Source organism: Escherichia sp. E1130, assembly GCF_005781065.1.
GTDB lineage: Bacteria > Pseudomonadota > Gammaproteobacteria > Enterobacterales > Enterobacteriaceae > Escherichia.
In genome coordinates this window covers 198,531-219,641 of sequence record NZ_VATL01000004.1, presented here as the reverse complement: position 1 = coordinate 219,641, position 21,111 = coordinate 198,531, and the positions used below count along the sequence as shown (strand labels likewise).

The following is a 21,111-nucleotide window of genomic DNA, read 5'->3' as shown; positions in this document are numbered from 1 at the left end:
GCCGTTTTTTTTGACGGAGGTAAAGCCGATTAATCTTCCAGATCACCGCAGAAGCGATAACCTTCACCGTGAATGGTGGCGATGATTTCCGGCGTATCCGGCGTAGATTCGAAGTGTTTACGAATACGACGGATCGTCACGTCTACAGTACGGTCGTGCGGTTTCAGCTCACGGCCGGTCATTTTCTTCAGCAGTTCAGCACGAGACTGAATTTTGCCTGGGTTTTCACAGAAGTGAAGCATGGCGCGGAACTCGCTACGCGGCAGTTTGTACTGCTCGCCATCAGGGCCGATCAATGAACGGCTGTTGATGTCCAGTTCCCAACCATTGAACTTGTAGCTTTCAACGCTACGACGTTCTTCGCTGACAGTACCCAGATTCATGGTACGAGACAGCAGGTTGCGCGCACGGATAGTCAGTTCACGCGGGTTGAACGGTTTGGTGATGTAGTCATCTGCGCCAATTTCGAGGCCGAGAATTTTATCGACTTCGTTGTCACGGCCAGTCAGGAACATCAACGCAACATTTGCCTGCTCACGCAGTTCACGCGCTAACAGAAGACCGTTCTTACCCGGCAGATTGATATCCATGATCACCAGGTTGATGTCATATTCAGAGAGGATCTGATGCATTTCCGCGCCATCTGTCGCTTCGAAAACATCATAGCCTTCCGCTTCGAAAATACTTTTCAACGTGTTGCGTGTTACCAACTCGTCTTCAACGATAAGAATGTGCGGGGTCTGCATGTTTGCTACCTAAATTGCCAACTAAATCGAAACAGGAAGTACAAAAGTCCCTGACCTGCCTGATGCATGCTGCAAATTAACATGATCGGCGTAACATGACTAAAGTACGTAATTGCGTTCTTGATGCACTTTCCATCAACGTCAACAACATCATTAGCTTGGTCGTGGGTACTTTCCCTCAGGACCCGACAGTGTCAAAAACGGCTGCCATCCTAACCATTTTAACAGCAACATAACAGGCTAAGACGTGCCGGACACCCAATAAAACTACGCTTCGTTGACATATATCAAGTTCAATTGTAGCACGTTAACAGTTTGATGAAATCATCGTATCTAAATGCTAGCTTTCGTCACATTATTTTAATAATACAACTAGTTGCCTTATACAACTAATAAACGTGGTGAATCCAATTGTCGAGATTTATTTTTTATAAAATTATCCTAAGTAAACAGAAAGATATGTAGCAATTTTTAACAATTGCACCGTTAGTATAGTCAAGAAATAGTTTAGCTTTTTTTAAGTTAAGTGAAGGGCTTTTTCTGCGACTTACGTTACGAATTTGTAAATTCTCTCCGCGTAATAAGTTGACATTCATCACCCTGTGCGCGGTTATTTGATCAAGAAGAGTGGCAACATGCGTATAACGATCATTCTGGTAGCACCTGCCAGAGCTGAAAATATTGGTGCAGCGGCCCGGGCGATGAAAACAATGGGATTTAGCGAGCTGCGCATTGTCGATAGCCAGGCACACCTGGAACCAGCTACCCGCTGGGTGGCACATGGTTCTGGTGATATTATTGATAATATTAAAGTTTTTCCAACGCTGGCTGAATCGCTACACGACGTTGATTTTACCGTTGCCACCACTGCGCGCAGTCGGGCGAAATACCATTACTACGCCACGCCGATAGAACTGGTGCCGCTACTGGAGGAAAAATCGACATGGATGAACCACGCGGCGCTGGTCTTTGGTCGCGAAGATTCCGGCTTGACTAACGAAGAGTTGGCGCTTGCTGATGTCCTCACCGGCGTGCCAATGGTGGCGGATTATCCATCACTGAATTTGGGACAGGCGGTGATGGTCTATTGCTATCAATTAGCAACATTAATACAACAACCGGTGGAATCTGCCGCAACGGCGGACCCATTTCAACTGCAGGCTTTACGTGAACGTGCCATGTCATTGTTAACGACTCTGGCGGTGGCAGATGACACCAAACTGGTCGACTGGTTACAACAACGCATCGGGCTGTTGGAGCAACGAGACACGGCCATGTTGCATCGTTTATTGCATGATATTGAAAAAAATATCACCAAATAAAAAACGACAAGGAAGAGCGTTTTCAGATTTTTATTCTGACTGCAATGGGCAATATGTCTCTGTGTGGATTAAAAAAAGAGCATCTACCAGCACTCTATGAACTGGTAACCTGCCGTGAGCAAATTAAAATTTTATTGACTTAGGTCACTAAATACTTTAACCAATATAGGCATAGCGCACAGACAGATAAAAATTACAGAGTACACAACATCCATGAAACGCATCAGCACCACCATTACCACCACCATCACCATTACCACAGGTAACGGTGCGGGCTGACGCGTACAGGAAACACAGAAAAAAGCCCGCACCTGACAGTGCGGGCTTTTTTTTCGACCAAAGGTAACGAGGTAACAACCATGCGAGTGTTGAAGTTCGGCGGTACATCAGTGGCAAATGCAGAACGTTTTCTGCGGGTTGCCGATATTCTGGAGAGCAATGCCAGGCAGGGGCAGGTGGCCACCGTCCTCTCTGCCCCCGCCAAAATTACCAACCATCTGGTCGCAATGATAGAAAAAACCATTAGCGGTCAGGATGCTTTACCCAATATCAGCGATGCCGAACGTATTTTTGCCGAACTTCTGACGGGACTCGCCGCCGCCCAACCGGGATTTCCACTGGCGCAATTGAAAGCGTTCGTTGATCAAGAATTTGCCCAAATCAAACATGTCCTGCATGGCATTAGCTTGTTGGGGCAATGCCCGGACAGCATCAACGCCGCGCTGATTTGCCGTGGTGAAAAAATGTCGATCGCCATTATGGCCGGGGTACTGGAAGCGCGTGGCCACAACGTTACCGTTATCGATCCGGTCGAAAAGCTGCTGGCAATCGGTCATTACCTCGAATCTACGGTCGATATTGCTGAGTCCACCCGACGTATTGCGGCAAGCCGCATTCCGGCTGACCATATGGTGCTGATGGCTGGTTTCACTGCGGGTAACGAAAAAGGTGAGCTGGTGGTGCTGGGACGTAACGGTTCTGACTACTCCGCCGCGGTACTGGCCGCCTGTTTACGCGCCGATTGTTGCGAGATCTGGACGGATGTCGACGGTGTCTATACCTGCGACCCGCGTCAGGTGCCCGATGCGAGGCTGTTGAAGTCGATGTCGTACCAGGAAGCGATGGAGCTTTCCTACTTCGGCGCTAAAGTTCTTCACCCTCGCACCATTACCCCTATCGCTCAGTTCCAGATCCCTTGCCTGATTAAAAATACCGGAAATCCTCAAGCACCAGGTACGCTCATTGGCGCCAGCCGTGATGAGGACGAATTACCGGTCAAGGGCATTTCCAATCTGAATAACATGGCAATGTTCAGCGTTTCTGGTCCGGGGATGAAAGGAATGGTCGGCATGGCGGCGCGCGTCTTTGCGGCAATGTCACGCGCCCGCATTTCAGTGGTGCTGATTACGCAATCATCTTCCGAATACAGTATCAGTTTCTGCGTACCACAAAGCGACTGTGCGCGTGCTGAACGCGCGATGCAGGAAGAGTTCTACCTGGAACTGAAAGAAGGTTTGCTGGAGCCGCTGGCGGTCACTGAACGGCTGGCCATTATCTCGGTGGTGGGCGATGGTATGCGCACCTTACGTGGGATCTCGGCGAAATTCTTTGCTGCGCTGGCCCGCGCCAATATCAACATTGTCGCCATTGCTCAAGGGTCTTCTGAACGCTCAATCTCTGTCGTGGTAAATAACGATGATGCGACCACTGGCGTACGCGTTACCCACCAGATGCTGTTCAATACCGATCAGGTTATCGAAGTGTTTGTGATTGGCGTCGGTGGCGTTGGCGGTGCGCTGCTGGAGCAACTGAAGCGTCAGCAAAGCTGGCTGAAGAACAAACACATCGATTTACGCGTTTGCGGCGTTGCTAACTCGAAGGCGCTGCTGACTAATGTGCATGGCCTTAACCTGGATAACTGGCAGGAAGAACTGGCGCAGGCCAAAGAGCCGTTCAACCTTGGGCGCTTAATTCGCCTGGTGAAAGAATATCATTTGCTGAATCCGGTGATTGTCGATTGCACTTCCAGCCAGGCGGTGGCGGATCAATATGCCGACTTCCTGCGCGAAGGTTTCCATGTGGTGACCCCGAACAAAAAGGCCAACACCTCGTCGATGGATTACTACCATCAGCTGCGTTACGCGGCGGAAAAATCACGGCGTAAATTCCTTTATGACACCAACGTCGGTGCGGGGTTGCCGGTCATTGAGAACTTGCAAAACCTGCTCAACGCGGGTGATGAATTGATGAAGTTCTCTGGCATTCTTTCTGGTTCGCTTTCTTTCATCTTCGGTAAGTTAGACGAAGGGATGAGCTTCTCCGAGGCCACCACGCTGGCAAGAGAAATGGGCTATACCGAACCGGACCCGCGTGATGATCTTTCTGGTATGGATGTGGCGCGCAAGCTGTTGATTCTCGCTCGTGAAACAGGACGATCACTGGAACTGGCGGATATCGAAATCGAATCTGTGCTGCCCTCAGAGTTTAACGCGGAAGGCGATGTTGCGACTTTTATGGCGAATCTGTCACAGCTCGACGATCTCTTTGCCGCGCGCGTAGCGAAGGCCCGTGATGAAGGAAAAGTTTTGCGCTATGTTGGCAATATTGATGAAGATGGCGTCTGCCGCGTGAAGATTGCTGAAGTGGATGGCAACGATCCGCTGTTCAAAGTGAAAAACGGCGAAAACGCATTGGCCTTCTATAGCCACTATTATCAGCCACTGCCGCTGGTCCTGCGCGGATACGGTGCGGGTAATGACGTTACAGCTGCCGGTGTCTTTGCCGATCTGCTGCGCACCCTCTCATGGAAGTTAGGAGTCTAAAATGGTTAAGGTTTATGCTCCGGCTTCCAGTGCCAATATGAGCGTCGGGTTTGATGTGCTCGGGGCGGCGGTGGTGCCTGTTGATGGTTCCTTGCTGGGAGATGTAGTGACGGTTGAGTCAGCAGAGCGCTTCAGTCTCAACAATCTTGGACGGTTTGCAGGCAAGCTGCCGTCAGAACCGCAGGAAAATATCGTTTATCAGTGCTGGGAGCGTTTTTGCCAGGAAGTGGGTAAGCAAATTCCGGTGGCGATGACCCTGGAAAAGAATATGCCGATCGGTTCTGGCTTAGGTTCCAGCGCCTGTTCGGTGGTCGCGGCGCTGGTGGCGATGAATGAACACTGTGGTAAGCCGCTCAATGATACCCGCCTGCTGGCCTTGATGGGCGAACTGGAAGGGCGTATCTCCGGCAGCATTCATTACGACAACGTAGCACCGTGTTTTCTTGGCGGCATGCAGTTGATGATCGAAGAAAACGGCATCATCAGCCAGCAGGTACCAGGATTTGATGAGTGGTTATGGGTGTTAGCGTATCCGGGGATTAAAGTCTCGACGGCAGAAGCACGGGCTATTTTACCGGCGCAGTATCGCCGCCAGGATTGCATTGCTCACGGGCGACACCTGGCGGGCTTCATTCATGCCTGCTATTCCCGCCAGCCTGATCTGGCCGCAAAGCTGATGAAAGATGTTATCGCCGAGCCGTATCGTGAGCGTTTACTGCCAGGTTTCAGACAGGCACGACAGGCGGTCGCGGAAATCGGTGCGCTAGCGAGCGGTATCTCTGGCTCGGGGCCGACCTTGTTCGCCCTGTGCGATAAACAGGATACCGCCCAGCGAGTTGCCGACTGGTTAGGTAAGAATTACCTGCAAAATCAGGAAGGTTTTGTTCATATTTGCCGGCTGGATACGGCGGGCGCACGAGTACTGGAAAACTAAATGAAACTCTACAATCTGAAAGATCACAATGAGCAGGTCAGTTTTGCGCAAGCCGTAACGCAGGGATTGGGCAAAAATCAGGGGTTGTTTTTCCCTCATGAGCTACCGGAATTCAGCCTGACCGAAATTGATGAGATGCTGAAACTGGATTTCGTCACTCGCAGCGCGAAGATCCTCTCGGCGTTTATTGGTGATGAGATCCCACAGGAAGTTCTGGAAGAGCGCGTGCGCGCGGCATTCGCTTTCCCGGCTCCGGTTGCCAAAGTTGAAAATGACGTCGGTTGTCTGGAGTTGTTCCACGGGCCAACGCTGGCATTTAAAGATTTCGGCGGTCGCTTTATGGCGCAAATGCTGACCCATATTGCGGGCGATAAGCCAGTGACTATTCTGACTGCGACTTCCGGCGACACCGGAGCGGCAGTGGCTCACGCTTTCTACGGTTTACCGAACGTTAAAGTGGTCATCCTTTACCCGCACGGCAAAATCAGTCCACTGCAAGAAAAACTGTTCTGTACGCTGGGTGGCAATATTGAAACCGTCGCCATCGACGGCGATTTTGATGCCTGCCAGGCTCTTGTTAAACAGGCATTCGATGATGAAGAACTAAAAGTGGCGTTGGGACTGAACTCTGCTAACTCTATTAACATCAGTCGTTTGCTGGCGCAGATTTGCTATTACTTTGAAGCCGTGGCGCAGTTGCCGCAGGAAGCGCGTAACCAGCTAGTTGTTTCAGTGCCGAGCGGAAACTTCGGCGATTTGACGGCAGGATTGCTGGCGAAATCACTCGGTCTGCCGGTGAAACGTTTTATTGCTGCCACTAACGTTAACGATACGGTGCCGCGTTTCCTGCACGACGGGCACTGGGTGCCTAAAGCTACCCAGGCGACATTATCCAATGCGATGGATGTCAGCCAGCCAAACAACTGGCCGCGAGTGGAAGAGTTGTTCCGCCGTAAAATCTGGCAACTGAAGGAGCTGGGTTATGCGGCGGTGGATGATGAAACCACCCGACAGACAATGCGTGAGTTAAAAGCACTGGGCTATACCTCGGAACCGCATGCTGCCGTGGCTTACCGTGCGCTGCGTGACCAGCTTCATCCGGGAGAATATGGTCTGTTCCTCGGCACCGCGCACCCGGCGAAGTTTAAAGAGAGCGTGGAAGTGATTCTTGGTGAAACGCTGGAACTGCCAAAAGAGCTGGCAGAACGTGCTGATTTACCCTTACTTTCACATAGTTTGCCTGCCGATTTTGCTGCGCTGCGCAAACTCATGATGAATCATAATTAATATCTATTAAATTCCGAAAAAATAGCCGGGCTTGTGTTTATACAGCTCGGCTTTTTTGTGGAGAAAATATGAGAAAAATCGACAGAAAAAAAGGAGAAATTTTCAATAAATGCGGTGACTTAGATTGGATAATGACAACGAGGATTCTTTTACCGTAAGCTCCTTATATCGGCCCATAACTGGCAATGATAATAAGGAGTCACCTGTGAAAAAGATGCAATCTCTCTTACTCGCATTTTCCCTGATTCTGGTTGCTCCTATGGCAGCGCAGGCTGAGGAAATAATGCTGGTGCCATCAGTAAAGTTACAGATTGGCGATCGTGATTATCGCGGTTTCTACTGGGATGGCGGTTACTGGCGTGACCACGACTGGTGGCACAGAAATTATGAATGGCGAGGCAATCGCTGGCACCCATACGGACTGCAGCCGCACTATAATAATCATCGCGATCATCGTGACGATCATCGTCATGATCACCGGGATGATCATTATCCGGGGCCTGGCAGACATCACCGCTAAATATAAATGCCGGATGACCTCCGGCATTTACCGCAAACTTAACGCAGTTCGTAGCGTTTAAACACCAGTTCGCCATTGCTGGAAGAGGCTTCATCGAAGAAGTAACCTTCACTGTTAAAACCTGTCAGTTGCTCTGGCTTGGTCAGGCGATTTTTAATGATAAACCGACTCATCAGGCCACGCGCTTTTTTAGCATGGAAGCTGATGACCTTAAACTTGCCGTTCTTCTCATCGAGGAATACCGGCTTGATTATCTCGGCATTTAATTTCTTCGGTTTCACTGATTTAAAATACTCATCTGACGCCAGGTTAATCACCACCTGATCGCCTTGTGCTTCGAGCGCTTCGTTTAGCTTGTTGGTGATCACATCCCCCCAGAACTGGTACAGGTCTTTACCCCGCGCATTCTCAAGACGGATCCCCATCTCCAGACGGTATGGCTGCATTAAATCGAGCGGGCGCAGTACGCCGTACAAACCGGAAAGCATACGTAAATGCTGCTGGGCAAAAGCAAAATCTTCTTCACTAAAGGTTTCGGCTTGCAAGCCGGTATAGACATCGCCTTTAAATGCCAGAATTGCCTGCCGGGCATTCTCTGGCGTGAAATCTGGCTGCCAGTCATGAAAGCGGGTAGCGTTGAGATCGGCCAGCTTGTCACTGATTTTCATCAGTTTGCCAATCTGCGGTGCCGTTAGTTTTCGCGCTTCATGGATAAGCTGTTGGGAGTTGTCTAACAGCTCCGGCAGCGTGTAGCGTGTGGTGGCCAAAGGGCTTTGATAATCAAGTGTTTTAGCAGGTGAAATCAGAATCAACATATCCAGTCCTTGCAGGAAATTTACTGCGACTGTAGCAAAAAAAGTGGATGAGTTGATCGATAGTTGTGATTACTCCTGCGACAAATCATCCCACGCGTCAGGGGACAGTTGCTGACTGATATCCGGGTAGCGCAGCGGATCAAACACCGGACGTACGCCGAGTTTACGCTGGCGCAGATAATCGCTGGCAATGATATGCACCACAGGGGAAAGCAGCAAAATCGCTGTCAAATTGGTGATTGCCATGCAGGCCATAATAATATCGGCCAGTTGCCACATCATCGGAAGGCTCAGTAGGGTGCCGCCAATGACTGTAACAAAGATACAGATACGCAGACTCCAGATAGCTTTCCGGTTGTTCAGCCGTAAAAAGAAGAGATTATTTTCGGCATAAATGTAGTTGGCGACGATCGAGCTGAAGGCAAATAGAATCACTACTATCGTGACAAATTCTGCCCCCCAGGAACCCATTAATACACGCATCGCTTTCTGAATGAGTTGGATACCTTCCAGTGGCAAATAGGTGGTGCCGTTACCAGCCAGCAATATCAGCATGGCGCTTGCCGTACAAATCACCATCGTGTCGATAAAGATGCCGATCATCTGGACAATACCTTGCGCTGCCGGATGCGGTGGCCATGATGCCGCCGCCGCCGCTGCGTTCGGTGTTGATCCCATCCCCGCCTCATTGGAAAACATACTGCGCTGAAAGCCGTTAGTAATCGCCTGACTCAGGGTATAACCCGCCGCGCCGCCTGCCGCTTCCTGCCAGCCAAAGGCGCTTTCAAAAATAGACCAAATAACGTGTGGAAGTTGCCCGATATTCATTGCGCAAATGACCAGGCTGGCGAGTACCCAGATTAACGCCATAATAGGGACAAACCATTGCATTAACCGGGCGACGCCATGAATGCCGTGAGTTATCGCCAACAAGGTAAAAATGGCGAGAATGACACCCGTTACTAACGGAGGGAAATCAAATGCAAAACTCATCGCGCGAGCGACAGCATTTGCCTGAACACCGCTGAAAATCAGTCCGTAGGCGATGAGCAAAAAGACGGCGAACAGAACGCCCATCCAGCGCATCCCTAACCCACGCGCCATATACCATGCCGGTCCGCCGCGAAACTGCCCATTGACGTCACGTTCTTTATAAAGCTGGGCAAGGGAACATTCAGCAAAAGAGGTCGCCATGCCAATAAACGCGGCAACCCACATCCAGAAAACAGCACCCGGTCCACCGGCGGTGATAGCCAGCGCAACGCCTGCTAGGTTGCCGCTGCCGACGCGCGCGGCGAGACTGGTACACAATGATTGAAAAGAAGTTAAACCGCCTCGTTGCGGATGAATGCTATTTTTAAGACTTTTGCCAAACTGACGAATATAGCGAAATTGAACGAACCCAGAACGAAAAGTGAACCAACAGCCTGCGCCGAAGAGCAGGTAGATCATCACTGATCCCCATAGTACGTTGTTAATAAAAGAGAAAAAGTCAGGCATTTGTATCCCTCTTGTCGCCGGCGCGCGGTTACATTCCTGTGTAAACGTTACCAATTGATTAAGAATTATATACGATGTGCATTGGTTGATAACGTCTGTGTAGCATACATGAGGTTTTGTTTAAAAATGGCGGGTGATATCAACGCCATGTCAGAAATCCGAAACAGTCTTGCCTGGTGATAACCCTTTTGTCTGCGGTTGCGCTGTCGTTACGTCGTGATATCATCAGGGCAGACCGGTTACATCCCCCTAACAAGCTGTTTAAAGAGAAATACTATCATGACGGACAAATTGACCTCCCTTCGTCAGTACACCACCGTAGTGGCCGACACTGGGGACATCGCGGCAATGAAGCTGTATCAACCGCAGGATGCCACAACCAACCCTTCTCTCATTCTTAACGCAGCGCAAATTCCGGAATACCGTAAGTTGATTGATGATGCTGTCGCCTGGGCGAAACAGCAGAGCAACGATCGCGCGCAGCAGATCGTGGACGCGACCGACAAACTGGCAGTAAATATTGGTCTGGAAATCCTGAAACTGGTTCCGGGCCGTATCTCAACTGAAGTTGATGCGCGTCTTTCCTATGACACCGAAGCGTCAATTGCGAAAGCAAAACGCCTGATTAAGCTCTACAACGATGCAGGTATTAGCAACGATCGTATTCTGATCAAACTGGCTTCTACCTGGCAGGGTATCCGTGCTGCAGAACAGCTGGAAAAAGAAGGTATCAACTGTAACCTGACTCTGCTGTTCTCCTTCGCTCAGGCACGTGCTTGTGCGGAAGCGGGCGTGTTCCTGATTTCTCCGTTTGTTGGCCGTATTCTTGACTGGTACAAAGCCAATACCGATAAGAAAGAGTACGCTCCGGCAGAAGATCCGGGTGTCGTTTCTGTATCTGAAATCTACCAGTACTACAAAGAACACGGTTATGAAACCGTGGTTATGGGCGCAAGCTTCCGTAACATCGGCGAAATTCTGGAACTGGCAGGCTGCGACCGTCTGACCATCGCACCGGCACTGTTGAAAGAGCTGGCTGAGAGCGAAGGGGCTATCGAACGTAAACTGTCTTACACTGGTGAAGTGAAAGCGCGTCCGGCGCGTATCACCGAGTCTGAGTTCCTGTGGCAGCACAACCAGGACCCAATGGCAGTTGATAAACTGGCGGAAGGTATCCGTAAGTTTGCTGTTGACCAGGAAAAACTGGAAAAAATGATCGGCGATCTGCTGTAATCATTCTTAGCGTGACCGGGAAGTCGGTCACGCTACCTCTTCTGAAGCCTGTCTGTCACTCCCTTCGCAGTGTATCATTCTGTTTAACGAGACTGTTTAAACGGAAAAATCTTGATGAATACTTTACGTATCGGCTTAGTTTCCATCTCTGATCGCGCGTCCAGCGGCGTTTATCAGGATAAAGGCATCCCTGCGCTGGAAGAATGGCTGACATCGGCGCTAACCACGCCGTTTGAACTGGAAACTCGCTTAATCCCCGATGAGCAGGCGATCATTGAGCAAACGTTGTGTGAGCTGGTGGATGAAATGAGTTGCCATCTGGTGCTGACAACCGGCGGTACTGGCCCGGCGCGCCGTGACGTAACGCCCGATGCGACGCTGGCAGTAGCGGACCGCGAGATGCCAGGCTTTGGTGAACAGATGCGCCAGATAAGCCTGCATTTTGTACCAACTGCGATCCTTTCGCGCCAGGTGGGGGTGATTCGTAAGCAGGCACTGATCCTTAACTTACCCGGTCAGCCGAAGTCCATCAAAGAGACACTAGAAGGCGTGAAGGATGCCGAGGGTAAGGTCGTGGTACATGGCATTTTCGCCAGCGTACCGTACTGCATTCAGTTGCTGGAAGGACCATACGTTGAAACTGCACCGGAAGTGGTGGCAGCATTCAGACCGAAGAGTGCAAGACGCGAAGTTAGCGAATAAAAAAATCCCCCCAGGCGGGGGATGAGACTGATGACAAACGCAAAACTGCCTGATGCGCTACGCTTATCAGGCCTACGAGTTTCCTGCAATATATTGAATTTGCACGATTTTGTAGGCCGGATAAGGCGTTCACGCCGCATCCGGCATAAACAAAGCGCACGTTGTTAACAATCTTATCCCTTCGAGCGGGGGGATCTTAACGATTAGTGAGACTCACCAATCGGCAGAACGGTGCGACCAAACTGCTCGTTCAGCACTTCACCCATTGCCAGATAAATTGCGCTGGCACCGCAGATCAGGCCAATCCAGCCTGCGAAGTGGATGATTGCTTCGTTACCGGCAATGTTACCGATCGCCAGCAGGGCAAACAGCACGGTCAGGCTAAAGAATACGAATTGCAGAACGCGTGCGCCTTTCAGCGTGCCGAAGAACATAAACAGCGTAAACACGCCCCACAGACCCAGGTAGACACCAAGGAACTGCGCATTTGGCGCATCGGTCAGGCCCAGTTTCGGCATCAGCAGAATCGCAACCAGCGTCAGCCAGAAAGAACCGTAAGAGGTGAAGGCAGTTAAACCGAAAGTGTTGCCTTTTTTATACTCCAGCAGACCGGCAAAAATTTGCGCGATACCGCCGTAGAAGATGCCCATAGCGAGAATAATACCGTCCAGAGCGAAATAACCCACGTTGTGCAGGTTAAGCAGAATGGTGGTCATGCCGAAGCCCATCAGGCCCAGCGGTGCCGGATTAGCCAACTTAGTGTTGCCCATAATTCCTCAAAAATCATCATTGAATGAATGGTGAAATAATTTCCCTGAATAACTGTAGTGTTTTCAGGGCGCGGCATAATAATCAGCCAATGGAGTAGTGTCCATGATCTTTTGAGGGGAAAATGAAAATTTTCCCCGATGTGAGGGATTAGGCCTGAGTGGCGCTGACAATTCGACGCAGGCAGGCAATTTGCAGGACCGCCGGAATAGTAACGCGATAGGCGCTACCGCTGACGGCTTTAACTCCGTTTAATGCCGCGCCCACCGGGCCACCAAGCCCCGCACCACGTAGTAGGCCATGCCCGAGAACGCTCATTGCTGCGTGGGTACGTAAAATGCGGGTAAGCTGGCTGGAAAGCAGATGCGACACGCCTTTTGCCAATAATTTGTCTTTCATCAGCAGCGGTAATAGCTCTTCCAGCTCGTTGACTCTGGCATCGACCGCCTTGAGAAATTCCTGCTTATGTTCCTCGTCCATTTTCTTCCAGGTATTACGCAGAAATTGTTCCAGTAATTGTTGCTCAATTTCAAACGTAGACATCTCTTTGTCGGCTTTTAGCTTCAGCCGTTTTGAGACGTCGAGCAAAATGGCCCGGTACAGTTTACCGTGTCCGCGAAGTTTGTTAGCGATACTATCGCCGCCAAAATGCTGTAATTCTCCGGCAATTAGCTGCCAGTTGCGGCGATGTTGCTCGGGATGCCCTTCCATCGATTTGAACAGTTCATTACGCATCAGAACGCTGGAGAGGCGAGTTTTGCCTTTTTCGTTATGGGTGAGCAAACGGGCGAAATTGGTCAGTTGCTCCTCACTACAATGCTGGAGAAAATCCAGATCTGAATCATTCAGGTAATTAACATTCATTTATTGTGGCTTCTCTGTTCAAGCGTTAATCGTCGCCGATAATTTTCAGCGTGGCCATATCGGACGAGTTCACTGTATGACCGGAAAAGGTGATTTTTGACACGCAGCGTTTGTTGTCGTTATCGCTGTTAATGTTGATCCAGCTGGTGGTTTGCCCTTCTTTAATTTCGGCGGGAACATTCAGGCTTTGACTGGCGCTACGGGCGGCTTTGAAATAAACCGACGCGCCGCTCAACTGTAAATCGCCGTGGTCGGCGGTGAGTTGGATACGTTTTACGATGCGGCAAACGGGGAGTTTCAGTGCCAGATCGTTGGTTTCGTTACGCGGCATCGCAATGACGCCGAGGATTTTATGGTCGTTAGCTTGCGCCGTGCAGCACAGCATAAGGCTAAGTACCAGGCTGGCGGAAATCGTAAAAACGGATTTCATAAAGATTCTCTTAGCGGGGGAGCAGTAGGGGATGAATAGCCACTAGTTTACTGCTGGCGAAAAGAAGATTCAGGTATGTAATCTTTTCTTTTTATTACAATTTTTTGGTGAATCTCTTGTGTTGGATTCATTCTTTATATGAATGAAATTGCCGTCTGTTTCATGTCTTCTTACGGCATATCACGAAATTTCTGCGCAAAAGCACAAAAAATTTTTGCATCTCCCCCTTGATGACGTGGGTTACGACCCCATTTAGTAGTCAACCGCAGTGAGTGAGTCTGCAAAAAAATGAAATTGGGCAGTTGAAACCAGACGTTTCGCCCCTATTACAGACTCATACCACATGATGACCGAATATATAGTGGAGACGTTTAGATGGGTAAAATTATTGGTATCGACCTGGGTACTACCAACTCTTGTGTAGCGATTATGGATGGCACCACTCCTCGTGTGCTGGAGAACGCCGAAGGCGATCGCACCACGCCTTCTATCATTGCCTATACCCAGGATGGTGAAACTCTGGTTGGTCAGCCGGCTAAACGTCAGGCAGTGACGAACCCGCAAAACACCCTGTTTGCGATTAAACGCCTGATTGGCCGCCGCTTCCAGGACGAAGAAGTACAGCGTGATGTTTCCATCATGCCGTTCAAAATTATTGCTGCTGATAACGGCGACGCATGGGTCGAAGTTAAAGGCCAGAAAATGGCACCGCCGCAGATTTCTGCTGAAGTGCTGAAAAAAATGAAGAAAACCGCGGAAGATTACCTGGGCGAACCGGTAACTGAAGCTGTTATCACCGTACCGGCATACTTTAACGATGCTCAGCGTCAGGCAACCAAAGACGCAGGCCGTATCGCTGGTCTGGAAGTAAAACGTATCATCAACGAACCGACCGCAGCTGCGCTGGCTTACGGTCTGGACAAAGGTACTGGCAACCGTACTATCGCGGTTTATGACCTGGGTGGTGGTACTTTTGATATTTCCATTATCGAAATCGACGAAGTTGACGGCGAAAAAACCTTCGAAGTTCTGGCTACCAACGGTGATACCCACCTGGGTGGTGAAGACTTTGATAGCCGCCTGATCAACTACCTGGTTGAAGAATTCAAGAAAGATCAGGGCATTGACCTGCGCAACGACCCGCTGGCAATGCAGCGCCTGAAAGAAGCGGCAGAAAAAGCGAAAATCGAGCTGTCTTCCGCTCAGCAGACCGACGTTAACCTGCCGTACATCACTGCAGACGCGACCGGTCCGAAACACATGAACATCAAAGTGACTCGTGCGAAACTGGAAAGCCTGGTTGAAGACCTGGTAAACCGTTCCATCGAGCCGCTGAAAGTTGCACTGCAGGACGCTGGCCTGTCCGTATCTGATATCGACGACGTTATCCTCGTTGGTGGTCAGACTCGTATGCCAATGGTTCAGAAGAAAGTTGCTGAATTCTTTGGTAAAGAGCCGCGTAAAGACGTTAACCCGGACGAAGCTGTAGCTATCGGTGCTGCTGTTCAGGGTGGTGTTCTGACTGGTGACGTAAAAGACGTACTGCTGCTGGACGTTACCCCGCTGTCTCTGGGTATCGAAACTATGGGCGGTGTGATGACGACGCTGATCGCGAAAAACACCACTATTCCGACCAAGCACAGCCAGGTGTTCTCTACCGCTGAAGACAACCAGTCTGCGGTAACCATCCACGTGCTGCAGGGTGAACGTAAACGTGCGGCTGATAACAAATCTCTGGGTCAGTTCAACCTGGATGGTATCAACCCGGCACCGCGCGGTATGCCGCAGATCGAAGTTACCTTCGATATCGATGCTGACGGTATCCTGCACGTTTCCGCGAAAGATAAAAACAGCGGTAAAGAGCAGAAGATCACCATCAAGGCTTCTTCTGGTCTGAACGAAGATGAAATCCAGAAAATGGTACGCGACGCAGAAGCGAACGCCGAAGCTGACCGTAAGTTTGAAGAGCTGGTACAGACCCGCAACCAGGGCGACCATCTGCTGCACAGCACCCGTAAGCAGGTTGAAGAAGCAGGCGACAAACTGCCGGCTGACGACAAAACTGCTATCGAGTCTGCGCTGACTGCACTGGAAACTGCTCTGAAAGGTGAAGACAAAGCCGCTATCGAAGCGAAAATGCAGGAGCTGGCACAGGTTTCCCAGAAACTGATGGAAATCGCCCAGCAACAACATGCCCAGCAGCAGACTGCCGGTGCTGATACTTCTGCAAACAACGCGAAAGATGACGATGTTGTCGACGCTGAATTTGAAGAAGTCAAAGACAAAAAATAATCGCCCTATAAACGGGTAATTATACTGACACGGGCGAAGGGGAATTTCCTCTCCGCCCGTGCATTCATCTAGGGGCAAATCAAAAAAGATGGCTAAGCAAGATTATTACGAGATTTTAGGCGTTTCCAAAACAGCGGAAGAGCGTGAAATCAAAAAGGCCTACAAACGCCTGGCCATGAAATACCACCCGGACCGTAACCAGGGTGACAAAGAGGCCGAAGCGAAATTTAAAGAGATCAAGGAAGCTTATGAAGTTCTGACCGACTCGCAAAAACGTGCGGCATACGATCAGTATGGCCATGCGGCGTTTGAGCAAGGCGGCATGGGCGGCGGCGGTTTTGGCGGCGGCGCAGACTTCAGCGATATTTTTGGTGACGTTTTCGGCGATATTTTTGGCGGCGGACGTGGTCGTCAACGTGCGGCGCGTGGTGCTGATTTACGCTATAACATGGAGCTCACCCTCGAAGAAGCTGTACGTGGCGTGACCAAAGAGATCCGCATTCCGACTCTGGAAGAGTGTGACGTTTGCCACGGTAGCGGTGCAAAACCAGGTACACAGCCGCAAACCTGTCCGACCTGTCATGGTTCTGGTCAGGTGCAGATGCGCCAGGGCTTCTTCGCCGTACAACAGACCTGTCCACACTGTCAGGGCCGCGGTACGCTGATCAAAGATCCGTGCAACAAATGTCATGGTCATGGTCGTGTTGAGCGCAGCAAAACGCTGTCCGTTAAAATCCCGGCAGGGGTGGATACCGGGGACCGCATCCGTCTTGCGGGCGAAGGTGAAGCGGGCGAACACGGCGCACCGGCAGGCGATCTGTACGTTCAGGTTCAGGTTAAACAGCACCCGATTTTCGAGCGTGAAGGCAACAACCTGTATTGCGAAGTCCCGATCAACTTCGCTATGGCGGCGCTGGGCGGTGAAATCGAAGTGCCGACCCTCGATGGTCGCGTCAAACTGAAAGTGCCTGGCGAAACCCAGACCGGTAAGCTGTTCCGTATGCGCGGTAAAGGTGTCAAGTCTGTCCGCGGTGGTGCGCAAGGTGACTTGCTGTGCCGCGTAGTGGTCGAAACACCGGTAGGTCTGAACGAGAAGCAGAAACAACTGCTGCAAGAGCTGCAGGAAAGCTTCGGTGGCCCAACCGGCGAGCACAACAGTCCGCGTTCGAAGAGTTTCTTTGATGGCGTGAAGAAGTTTTTCGACGACCTGACTCGCTAACCTCCCCAAAAGCCTGCCCGTGGGCAGGCCTGGGTAAAAACCAGGGTGCGTTGAAGATATGCGAGCACCTGTAAAGTGGCGGGGATAACTCCCCGCCGTTGCTCTTACTCGGATTCGTAAGCCGTGAAAACAGCAACCTCCGTCTGGCCAGTTCGGATGTGAACCTCACAGAGGTCTTTTCTCGTTACCAGCGCCGCCACTACGGCGGTGATACAGATGACGATCAGGGCGACAATCATCGCCTTATGCTGCTTCATTGCTCTCTTCTCCTTGACCTTACGGTCAGTAAGAGGCACTCTACATGTGTTCAGCATATAGGGGGCCTCGGGTTGATGGTAAAATATCACTCGGGGCTTTTCTCTATCTGCCATCCAGCTAATGCCTGAGACAGATAGCCTCAAGCACCCGCCGCTATTATACCGCTCTCTTTAACCCACTCTGTTTTATCGATTCTAATCCTGAAGACGCCTCGCATTTTTATGGCGTAATTTTTTAAGGATTTAATTATTTAACTTTAATTTATCTCTTTATCGCAATTATTGACGACAAGCTGGATTATTTTTGAAATATTGTCCTAACAAACGACGCCGACTTACAACAAATTAATTATTACTTTTCCGAATTAATCCCTCAGAAATCCAGACATTAAGCTATGATTATCAGGGCTTGAGGTCATCAGCCACCGCTTTCGAGCGCCAAAAACACTTCCTCTGCTGGTGACTTAATCTTCTTTATAGATCGTAAAAAACGAATTATTCCTACACTATAATCTGATTTTAACGATGATTCGTGCAGAGTAAAATAGTAAAAACGATCTATTCACCTGAAAGAGAAATAAAAAGTGAAACATCTGCATCGATTCTTTAGCAGTGATGCCTCGGGAGGCATTATTCTCATCATTGCCGCTGTTCTGGCGATGATTATGGCCAACAGCGGCGCAACCAGTGGATGGTATCACGACTTTCTTGAGACGCCGGTTCAGCTCCGGGTTGGTTCTCTTGAAATCAATAAAAACATGCTGTTATGGATAAATGACGCGTTAATGGCGGTATTTTTCCTGTTGGTTGGTCTGGAAGTTAAACGCGAGCTGATGCAAGGATCGCTGGCCAGTTTGCGCCAGGCGGCATTTCCAGTTATTGCCGCAATCGGCGGGATGATTGTCCCGGCATTGCTTTATCTGGCCTTTAACTACGCCGATCCTGTTACTCGTGAAGGGTGGGCGATCCCGGCGGCAACTGACATTGCTTTTGCGCTGGGGGTTCTGGCGTTATTGGGAAGTCGTGTACCGTTGGCGCTGAAGATCTTTTTGATGGCGCTGGCTATTATCGATGATCTTGGGGCCATCATAATCATTGCCTTGTTTTACACTAATGATTTGTCGATGACCTCTCTTGGCGTTGCAGCCGTAGCAATTGCGGTGCTCGCGGTGCTGAACATTTGTGGTGTTCGCCGCACGGGAGTTTATATTCTGGTCGGCGTGGTGCTGTGGACCGCAGTGTTGAAATCAGGTGTCCACGCAACGCTGGCAGGTGTCATTGTCGGTTTCTTTATTCCATTGAAAGAGAAGCATGGCCGTTCTCCGGCGAAGCGCCTGGAGCATGTATTGCATCCATGGGTGGCTTATCTGATTTTGCCGCTGTTTGCTTTTGCCAATGCCGGCGTTTCTCTGCAAGGCGTGACGTTGGATGGCCTGACCTCCATCCTGCCATTAGGGATCATCGCCGGTTTGCTGATTGGCAAGCCGTTGGGTATTAGTTTGTTCTGCTGGTTGGCGCTGCGTTTGAAACTGGCTCATTTGCCAGAGGGAACCACTTATCAGCAAATTATGGCGGTTGGGATCTTGTGCGGTATCGGTTTTACTATGTCTATCTTTATTGCCAGCCTGGCTTTTGGTAGCGTAGATCCAGAACTGATTAACTGGGCGAAATTGGGCATTCTGGTTGGCTCAATCTCTTCGGCGGTAATTGGATATAGCTGGTTACGCATTCGTTTACGTCCATCAGTTTGACAGGGCGATGTACCGGGGAGCCATAAATGGCTCCCTTTTCATTCTTATCAGGGAGAGAAATGAGCATGTCTCATATCAATTACAACCACTTGTATTACTTCTGGCATGTCTATAAAGAAGGTTCTGTGGTTGGCGCAGCGGAGGCGCTTTATTTAACACCACAAACCATTACTGGGCAGATCCGGGCGCTGGAAGAGCGCCTGCAAGGGAAACTATTTAAGCGTAAAGGACGTGGTCTGGAACCCAGCGAACTGGGGGAACTGGTCTATCGCTACGCCGATAAAATGTTCACCTTGAGCCAGGAAATGCTGGATATCGTCAACTATCGCAAAGAGTCCAATTTGTTGTTTGATGTTGGTGTGGCAGATGCTCTTTCCAAACGCCTGGTCAGTAGTGTTTTGAATGCCGCAGTGGTGGAAGACGAGCAGATCCATTTACGCTGTTTTGAATCGACGCACGAGATGCTGTTGGAGCAACTGAGTCAGCATAAGCTGGATATGATCATCTCTGACTGTCCGATAGACTCCACCCAGCAGGAAGGGCTGTTTTCCATAAAAATTGGCGAGTGTGGTGTCAGTTTCTGGTGCACTAACCCGCTGCCAGAAAAGCCGTTTCCTGCCTGTCTGGAAGAGCGTCGCTTACTTATTCCGGGGCGTCGCTCAATGTTGGGACGCAAGCTATTAAACTGGTTTAACTCTCAGGGCTTAAACGTTGAAATTCTGGGGGAGTTTGATGATGCGGCGTTGATGAAAGCTTTTGGAGCGACGCATAATGCTATTTTCGTTGCACCTTCGCTTTACGCTAATGATTTCTATAACGATGACTCGGTTTTGGAGATAGGCCGCGTTGAGAACGTGATGGAAGAGTACCACGCGATTTTCGCCGAAAGGATGATTCAACATCCTGCGGTACAGCGTATTTGCAACACAGATTACTCTGCGTTGTTTACTTCAGCTTCAAAATAACCATTTGTACTCTGCAGGCTGCAGTTTTGGCCTGCAGATGGGCATAAAAAAACCCGCTTGCGCGGGCTTTTTTACAAAGCTGACAACAAAAGGCGATTAAGCCAGTTTGTTGATCTGTGCAGTCAGGTTAGCCTTATGACGTGCAGCTTTGTTTTTGTGGATCAGACCTTTAGCAGCCTGACGGTCCACGATCGGTTGCATTTCGTTAAATGCTTTCAGTGCAGCAGCTTTGTCGCCAGCTTCGATAGCTGCGTATACTTTCTTGATGAAAGTACGCATCATAGAGCGACGGCTTGCGTTGTGCTTACGAGCCTTTTCAGACTGAATGGCGCGCTTCTTAGCTGATTTGATATTAGCCAAGGTCCAACTCCCAAATGTGTTCTATATGGACAATTCAAAGGCCGAGGAATATGCCCTTTTAGCCTTCTTTTGTCAATGGATTTGTGCAAATAAGCGCCGTTAATGTGCCGGCGCTAGTTACGTAGTGATGGCGCAGGATTCTACCAGCTTGCGGGGTGTGAATACAGCTTTTCCGCGATAAAAATTGCATCAGGCCGTGAGTTTCTGCCCGTGATTTGCGCCATGGCAATGAAAAGCCACTTCTTTCTGATTTCGGTACTCAATCGCCGGTTAACCTTGACCGCTGTACAAGGTATACTCGGACGATTTTCACTGTTTTGAGCC

The 21,111-nt window shown here is 50.0% G+C and carries 21 protein-coding genes, 2 pseudogenes and 1 other annotated feature; of the genes and pseudogenes, 14 read left to right on the top strand and 9 right to left on the bottom strand.

The annotated features are described in order from the left end of the window. Positions 1-29 precede the first annotated feature (29 nt). Positions 30-746, bottom strand: coding sequence for a two-component system response regulator ArcA (gene arcA / locus FEK66_RS03810; protein ID WP_001194358.1), 717 nt, complete (start codon positions 744-746; stop codon positions 30-32). A 95-nt stretch (positions 747-841) separates the two neighbouring features. Here arcA and yjjY point away from each other — a divergent pair, with 95 nt between their 5' ends. From yjjY to FEK66_RS03775, 7 genes are all read left to right on the top strand, one after another. Further along, a complete protein-coding gene (gene yjjY / locus FEK66_RS03805) occupies positions 842-982 on the top strand; it encodes a protein YjjY (protein WP_057696375.1) in 141 nt (46 codons plus the stop codon). 399 nt (positions 983-1,381) lie between these two features. Continuing rightward, positions 1,382-2,068 (top strand): tRNA/rRNA methyltransferase, encoded by a 687-nt coding sequence (locus tag FEK66_RS03800; protein ID WP_130217510.1) that lies wholly within the window; start codon positions 1,382-1,384, stop codon positions 2,066-2,068. A gap of 213 nt (positions 2,069-2,281) precedes the next feature. Next, positions 2,282-2,347 (top strand): thr operon leader peptide, encoded by a 66-nt coding sequence (gene thrL, locus FEK66_RS03795; RefSeq protein ID WP_001386572.1) that lies wholly within the window; start codon positions 2,282-2,284, stop codon positions 2,345-2,347. Continuing rightward, positions 2,283-2,402 (top strand) — a sequence feature (Thr leader region). It overlaps the preceding gene by 65 nt. A 25-nt stretch (positions 2,403-2,427) precedes the next feature. Continuing rightward, positions 2,428-4,890: a bifunctional aspartate kinase/homoserine dehydrogenase I gene (gene thrA, locus FEK66_RS03790; protein ID WP_131161272.1), complete on the top strand. Its 2,463-nt coding sequence runs from the start codon at positions 2,428-2,430 to the stop codon at positions 4,888-4,890. 1 nt (position 4,891) lies between these two features. Beyond that, positions 4,892-5,824, top strand: a complete 933-nt coding sequence (gene thrB, locus FEK66_RS03785) for a homoserine kinase (RefSeq protein ID WP_131161271.1) — start codon at positions 4,892-4,894, stop codon at positions 5,822-5,824. Next, positions 5,825-7,111 (top strand): threonine synthase, encoded by a 1,287-nt coding sequence (gene thrC / locus FEK66_RS03780; protein ID WP_130259599.1) that lies wholly within the window; start codon positions 5,825-5,827, stop codon positions 7,109-7,111. A 205-nt stretch (positions 7,112-7,316) separates the two neighbouring features. After that, the gene (locus tag FEK66_RS03775) at positions 7,317-7,631 is read left to right on the top strand and encodes a DUF2502 domain-containing protein (RefSeq protein WP_130217502.1); all 315 of its coding nucleotides are present in this window, start codon (positions 7,317-7,319) and stop codon (positions 7,629-7,631) included. A 38-nt stretch (positions 7,632-7,669) separates the two neighbouring features. Here the strand turns inward: FEK66_RS03775 and yaaA are convergent, their stop codons facing one another. After that, positions 7,670-8,446 (bottom strand): peroxide stress protein YaaA, encoded by a 777-nt coding sequence (yaaA, locus tag FEK66_RS03770; protein WP_130204817.1) that lies wholly within the window; start codon positions 8,444-8,446, stop codon positions 7,670-7,672. A 69-nt stretch (positions 8,447-8,515) separates the two neighbouring features. Then, complete coding sequence (locus FEK66_RS03765) at positions 8,516-9,946, bottom strand: sodium:alanine symporter family protein (RefSeq protein ID WP_130204819.1); 1,431 nt, start codon at positions 9,944-9,946, stop codon at positions 8,516-8,518. A 279-nt stretch (positions 9,947-10,225) separates the two neighbouring features. Here FEK66_RS03765 and tal point away from each other — a divergent pair, with 279 nt between their 5' ends. Beyond that, complete coding sequence (tal, locus tag FEK66_RS03760; protein WP_000130187.1) at positions 10,226-11,179, top strand: transaldolase; 954 nt, start codon at positions 10,226-10,228, stop codon at positions 11,177-11,179. Between the two features lie 114 nt (positions 11,180-11,293). Then, complete coding sequence (gene mog / locus FEK66_RS03755; RefSeq protein WP_130204821.1) at positions 11,294-11,881, top strand: molybdopterin adenylyltransferase; 588 nt, start codon at positions 11,294-11,296, stop codon at positions 11,879-11,881. Positions 11,882-11,927: 46 nt separating this feature from the next. Here the strand turns inward: mog and FEK66_RS26170 are convergent. The 4 genes and pseudogenes from FEK66_RS26170 to FEK66_RS03740 all read right to left on the bottom strand — a co-directional run. Then, a pseudogene (locus FEK66_RS26170) lies at positions 11,928-12,026 on the bottom strand (hypothetical protein); the annotation flags it as partial. 58 nt (positions 12,027-12,084) lie between these two features. Further along, the gene (gene satP / locus FEK66_RS03750) at positions 12,085-12,651 is read right to left on the bottom strand and encodes an acetate uptake transporter (RefSeq protein ID WP_064530367.1); all 567 of its coding nucleotides are present in this window, start codon (positions 12,649-12,651) and stop codon (positions 12,085-12,087) included. 148 nt (positions 12,652-12,799) lie between these two features. Next, positions 12,800-13,513 carry an acidic protein MsyB gene (gene msyB, locus FEK66_RS03745; RefSeq protein ID WP_130217496.1) on the bottom strand — a complete coding sequence of 238 codons (714 nt, stop codon included), beginning with the start codon at positions 13,511-13,513 and terminating at the stop codon, positions 12,800-12,802. Between the two features lie 25 nt (positions 13,514-13,538). Further along, complete coding sequence (locus tag FEK66_RS03740; protein ID WP_130259604.1) at positions 13,539-13,943, bottom strand: DUF2541 family protein; 405 nt, start codon at positions 13,941-13,943, stop codon at positions 13,539-13,541. Between the two features lie 375 nt (positions 13,944-14,318). Here FEK66_RS03740 and dnaK point away from each other — a divergent pair, with 375 nt between their 5' ends. Beyond that, positions 14,319-16,235, top strand: coding sequence for a molecular chaperone DnaK (gene dnaK / locus FEK66_RS03735; RefSeq protein ID WP_000516137.1), 1,917 nt, complete (start codon positions 14,319-14,321; stop codon positions 16,233-16,235). A gap of 88 nt (positions 16,236-16,323) precedes the next feature. After that, a complete protein-coding gene (gene dnaJ / locus FEK66_RS03730; protein WP_001118464.1) occupies positions 16,324-17,454 on the top strand; it encodes a molecular chaperone DnaJ in 1,131 nt (376 codons plus the stop codon). A gap of 104 nt (positions 17,455-17,558) precedes the next feature. Here dnaJ and mokC read toward each other — a convergent pair whose 3' ends face one another. Next, positions 17,559-17,711, bottom strand: coding sequence for a type I toxin-antitoxin system toxin MokC (gene mokC / locus FEK66_RS03725; protein WP_000809168.1), 153 nt, complete (start codon positions 17,709-17,711; stop codon positions 17,559-17,561). Between the two features lie 584 nt (positions 17,712-18,295). On the opposite strand from mokC, the gene nhaA reads away from it, so the two are divergent. Both nhaA and nhaR read left to right on the top strand, forming a co-directional pair. Continuing rightward, a complete protein-coding gene (gene nhaA / locus FEK66_RS03720; protein ID WP_130204827.1) occupies positions 18,296-19,462 on the top strand; it encodes a Na+/H+ antiporter NhaA in 1,167 nt (388 codons plus the stop codon). Between the two features lie 59 nt (positions 19,463-19,521). Further along, the gene (gene nhaR, locus FEK66_RS03715) at positions 19,522-20,427 is read left to right on the top strand and encodes a transcriptional activator NhaR (RefSeq protein WP_135493436.1); all 906 of its coding nucleotides are present in this window, start codon (positions 19,522-19,524) and stop codon (positions 20,425-20,427) included. A gap of 96 nt (positions 20,428-20,523) precedes the next feature. Here nhaR and rpsT read toward each other — a convergent pair whose 3' ends face one another. After that, positions 20,524-20,787: a 30S ribosomal protein S20 gene (gene rpsT, locus FEK66_RS03710; RefSeq protein ID WP_001274019.1), complete on the bottom strand. Its 264-nt coding sequence runs from the start codon at positions 20,785-20,787 to the stop codon at positions 20,524-20,526. Between the two features lie 102 nt (positions 20,788-20,889). On the opposite strand from rpsT, the pseudogene FEK66_RS03705 reads away from it, so the two are divergent. Beyond that, positions 20,890-21,108 (top strand): annotated as a pseudogene (locus FEK66_RS03705) (DUF2575 domain-containing protein). Positions 21,109-21,111 lie beyond the last annotated feature (3 nt).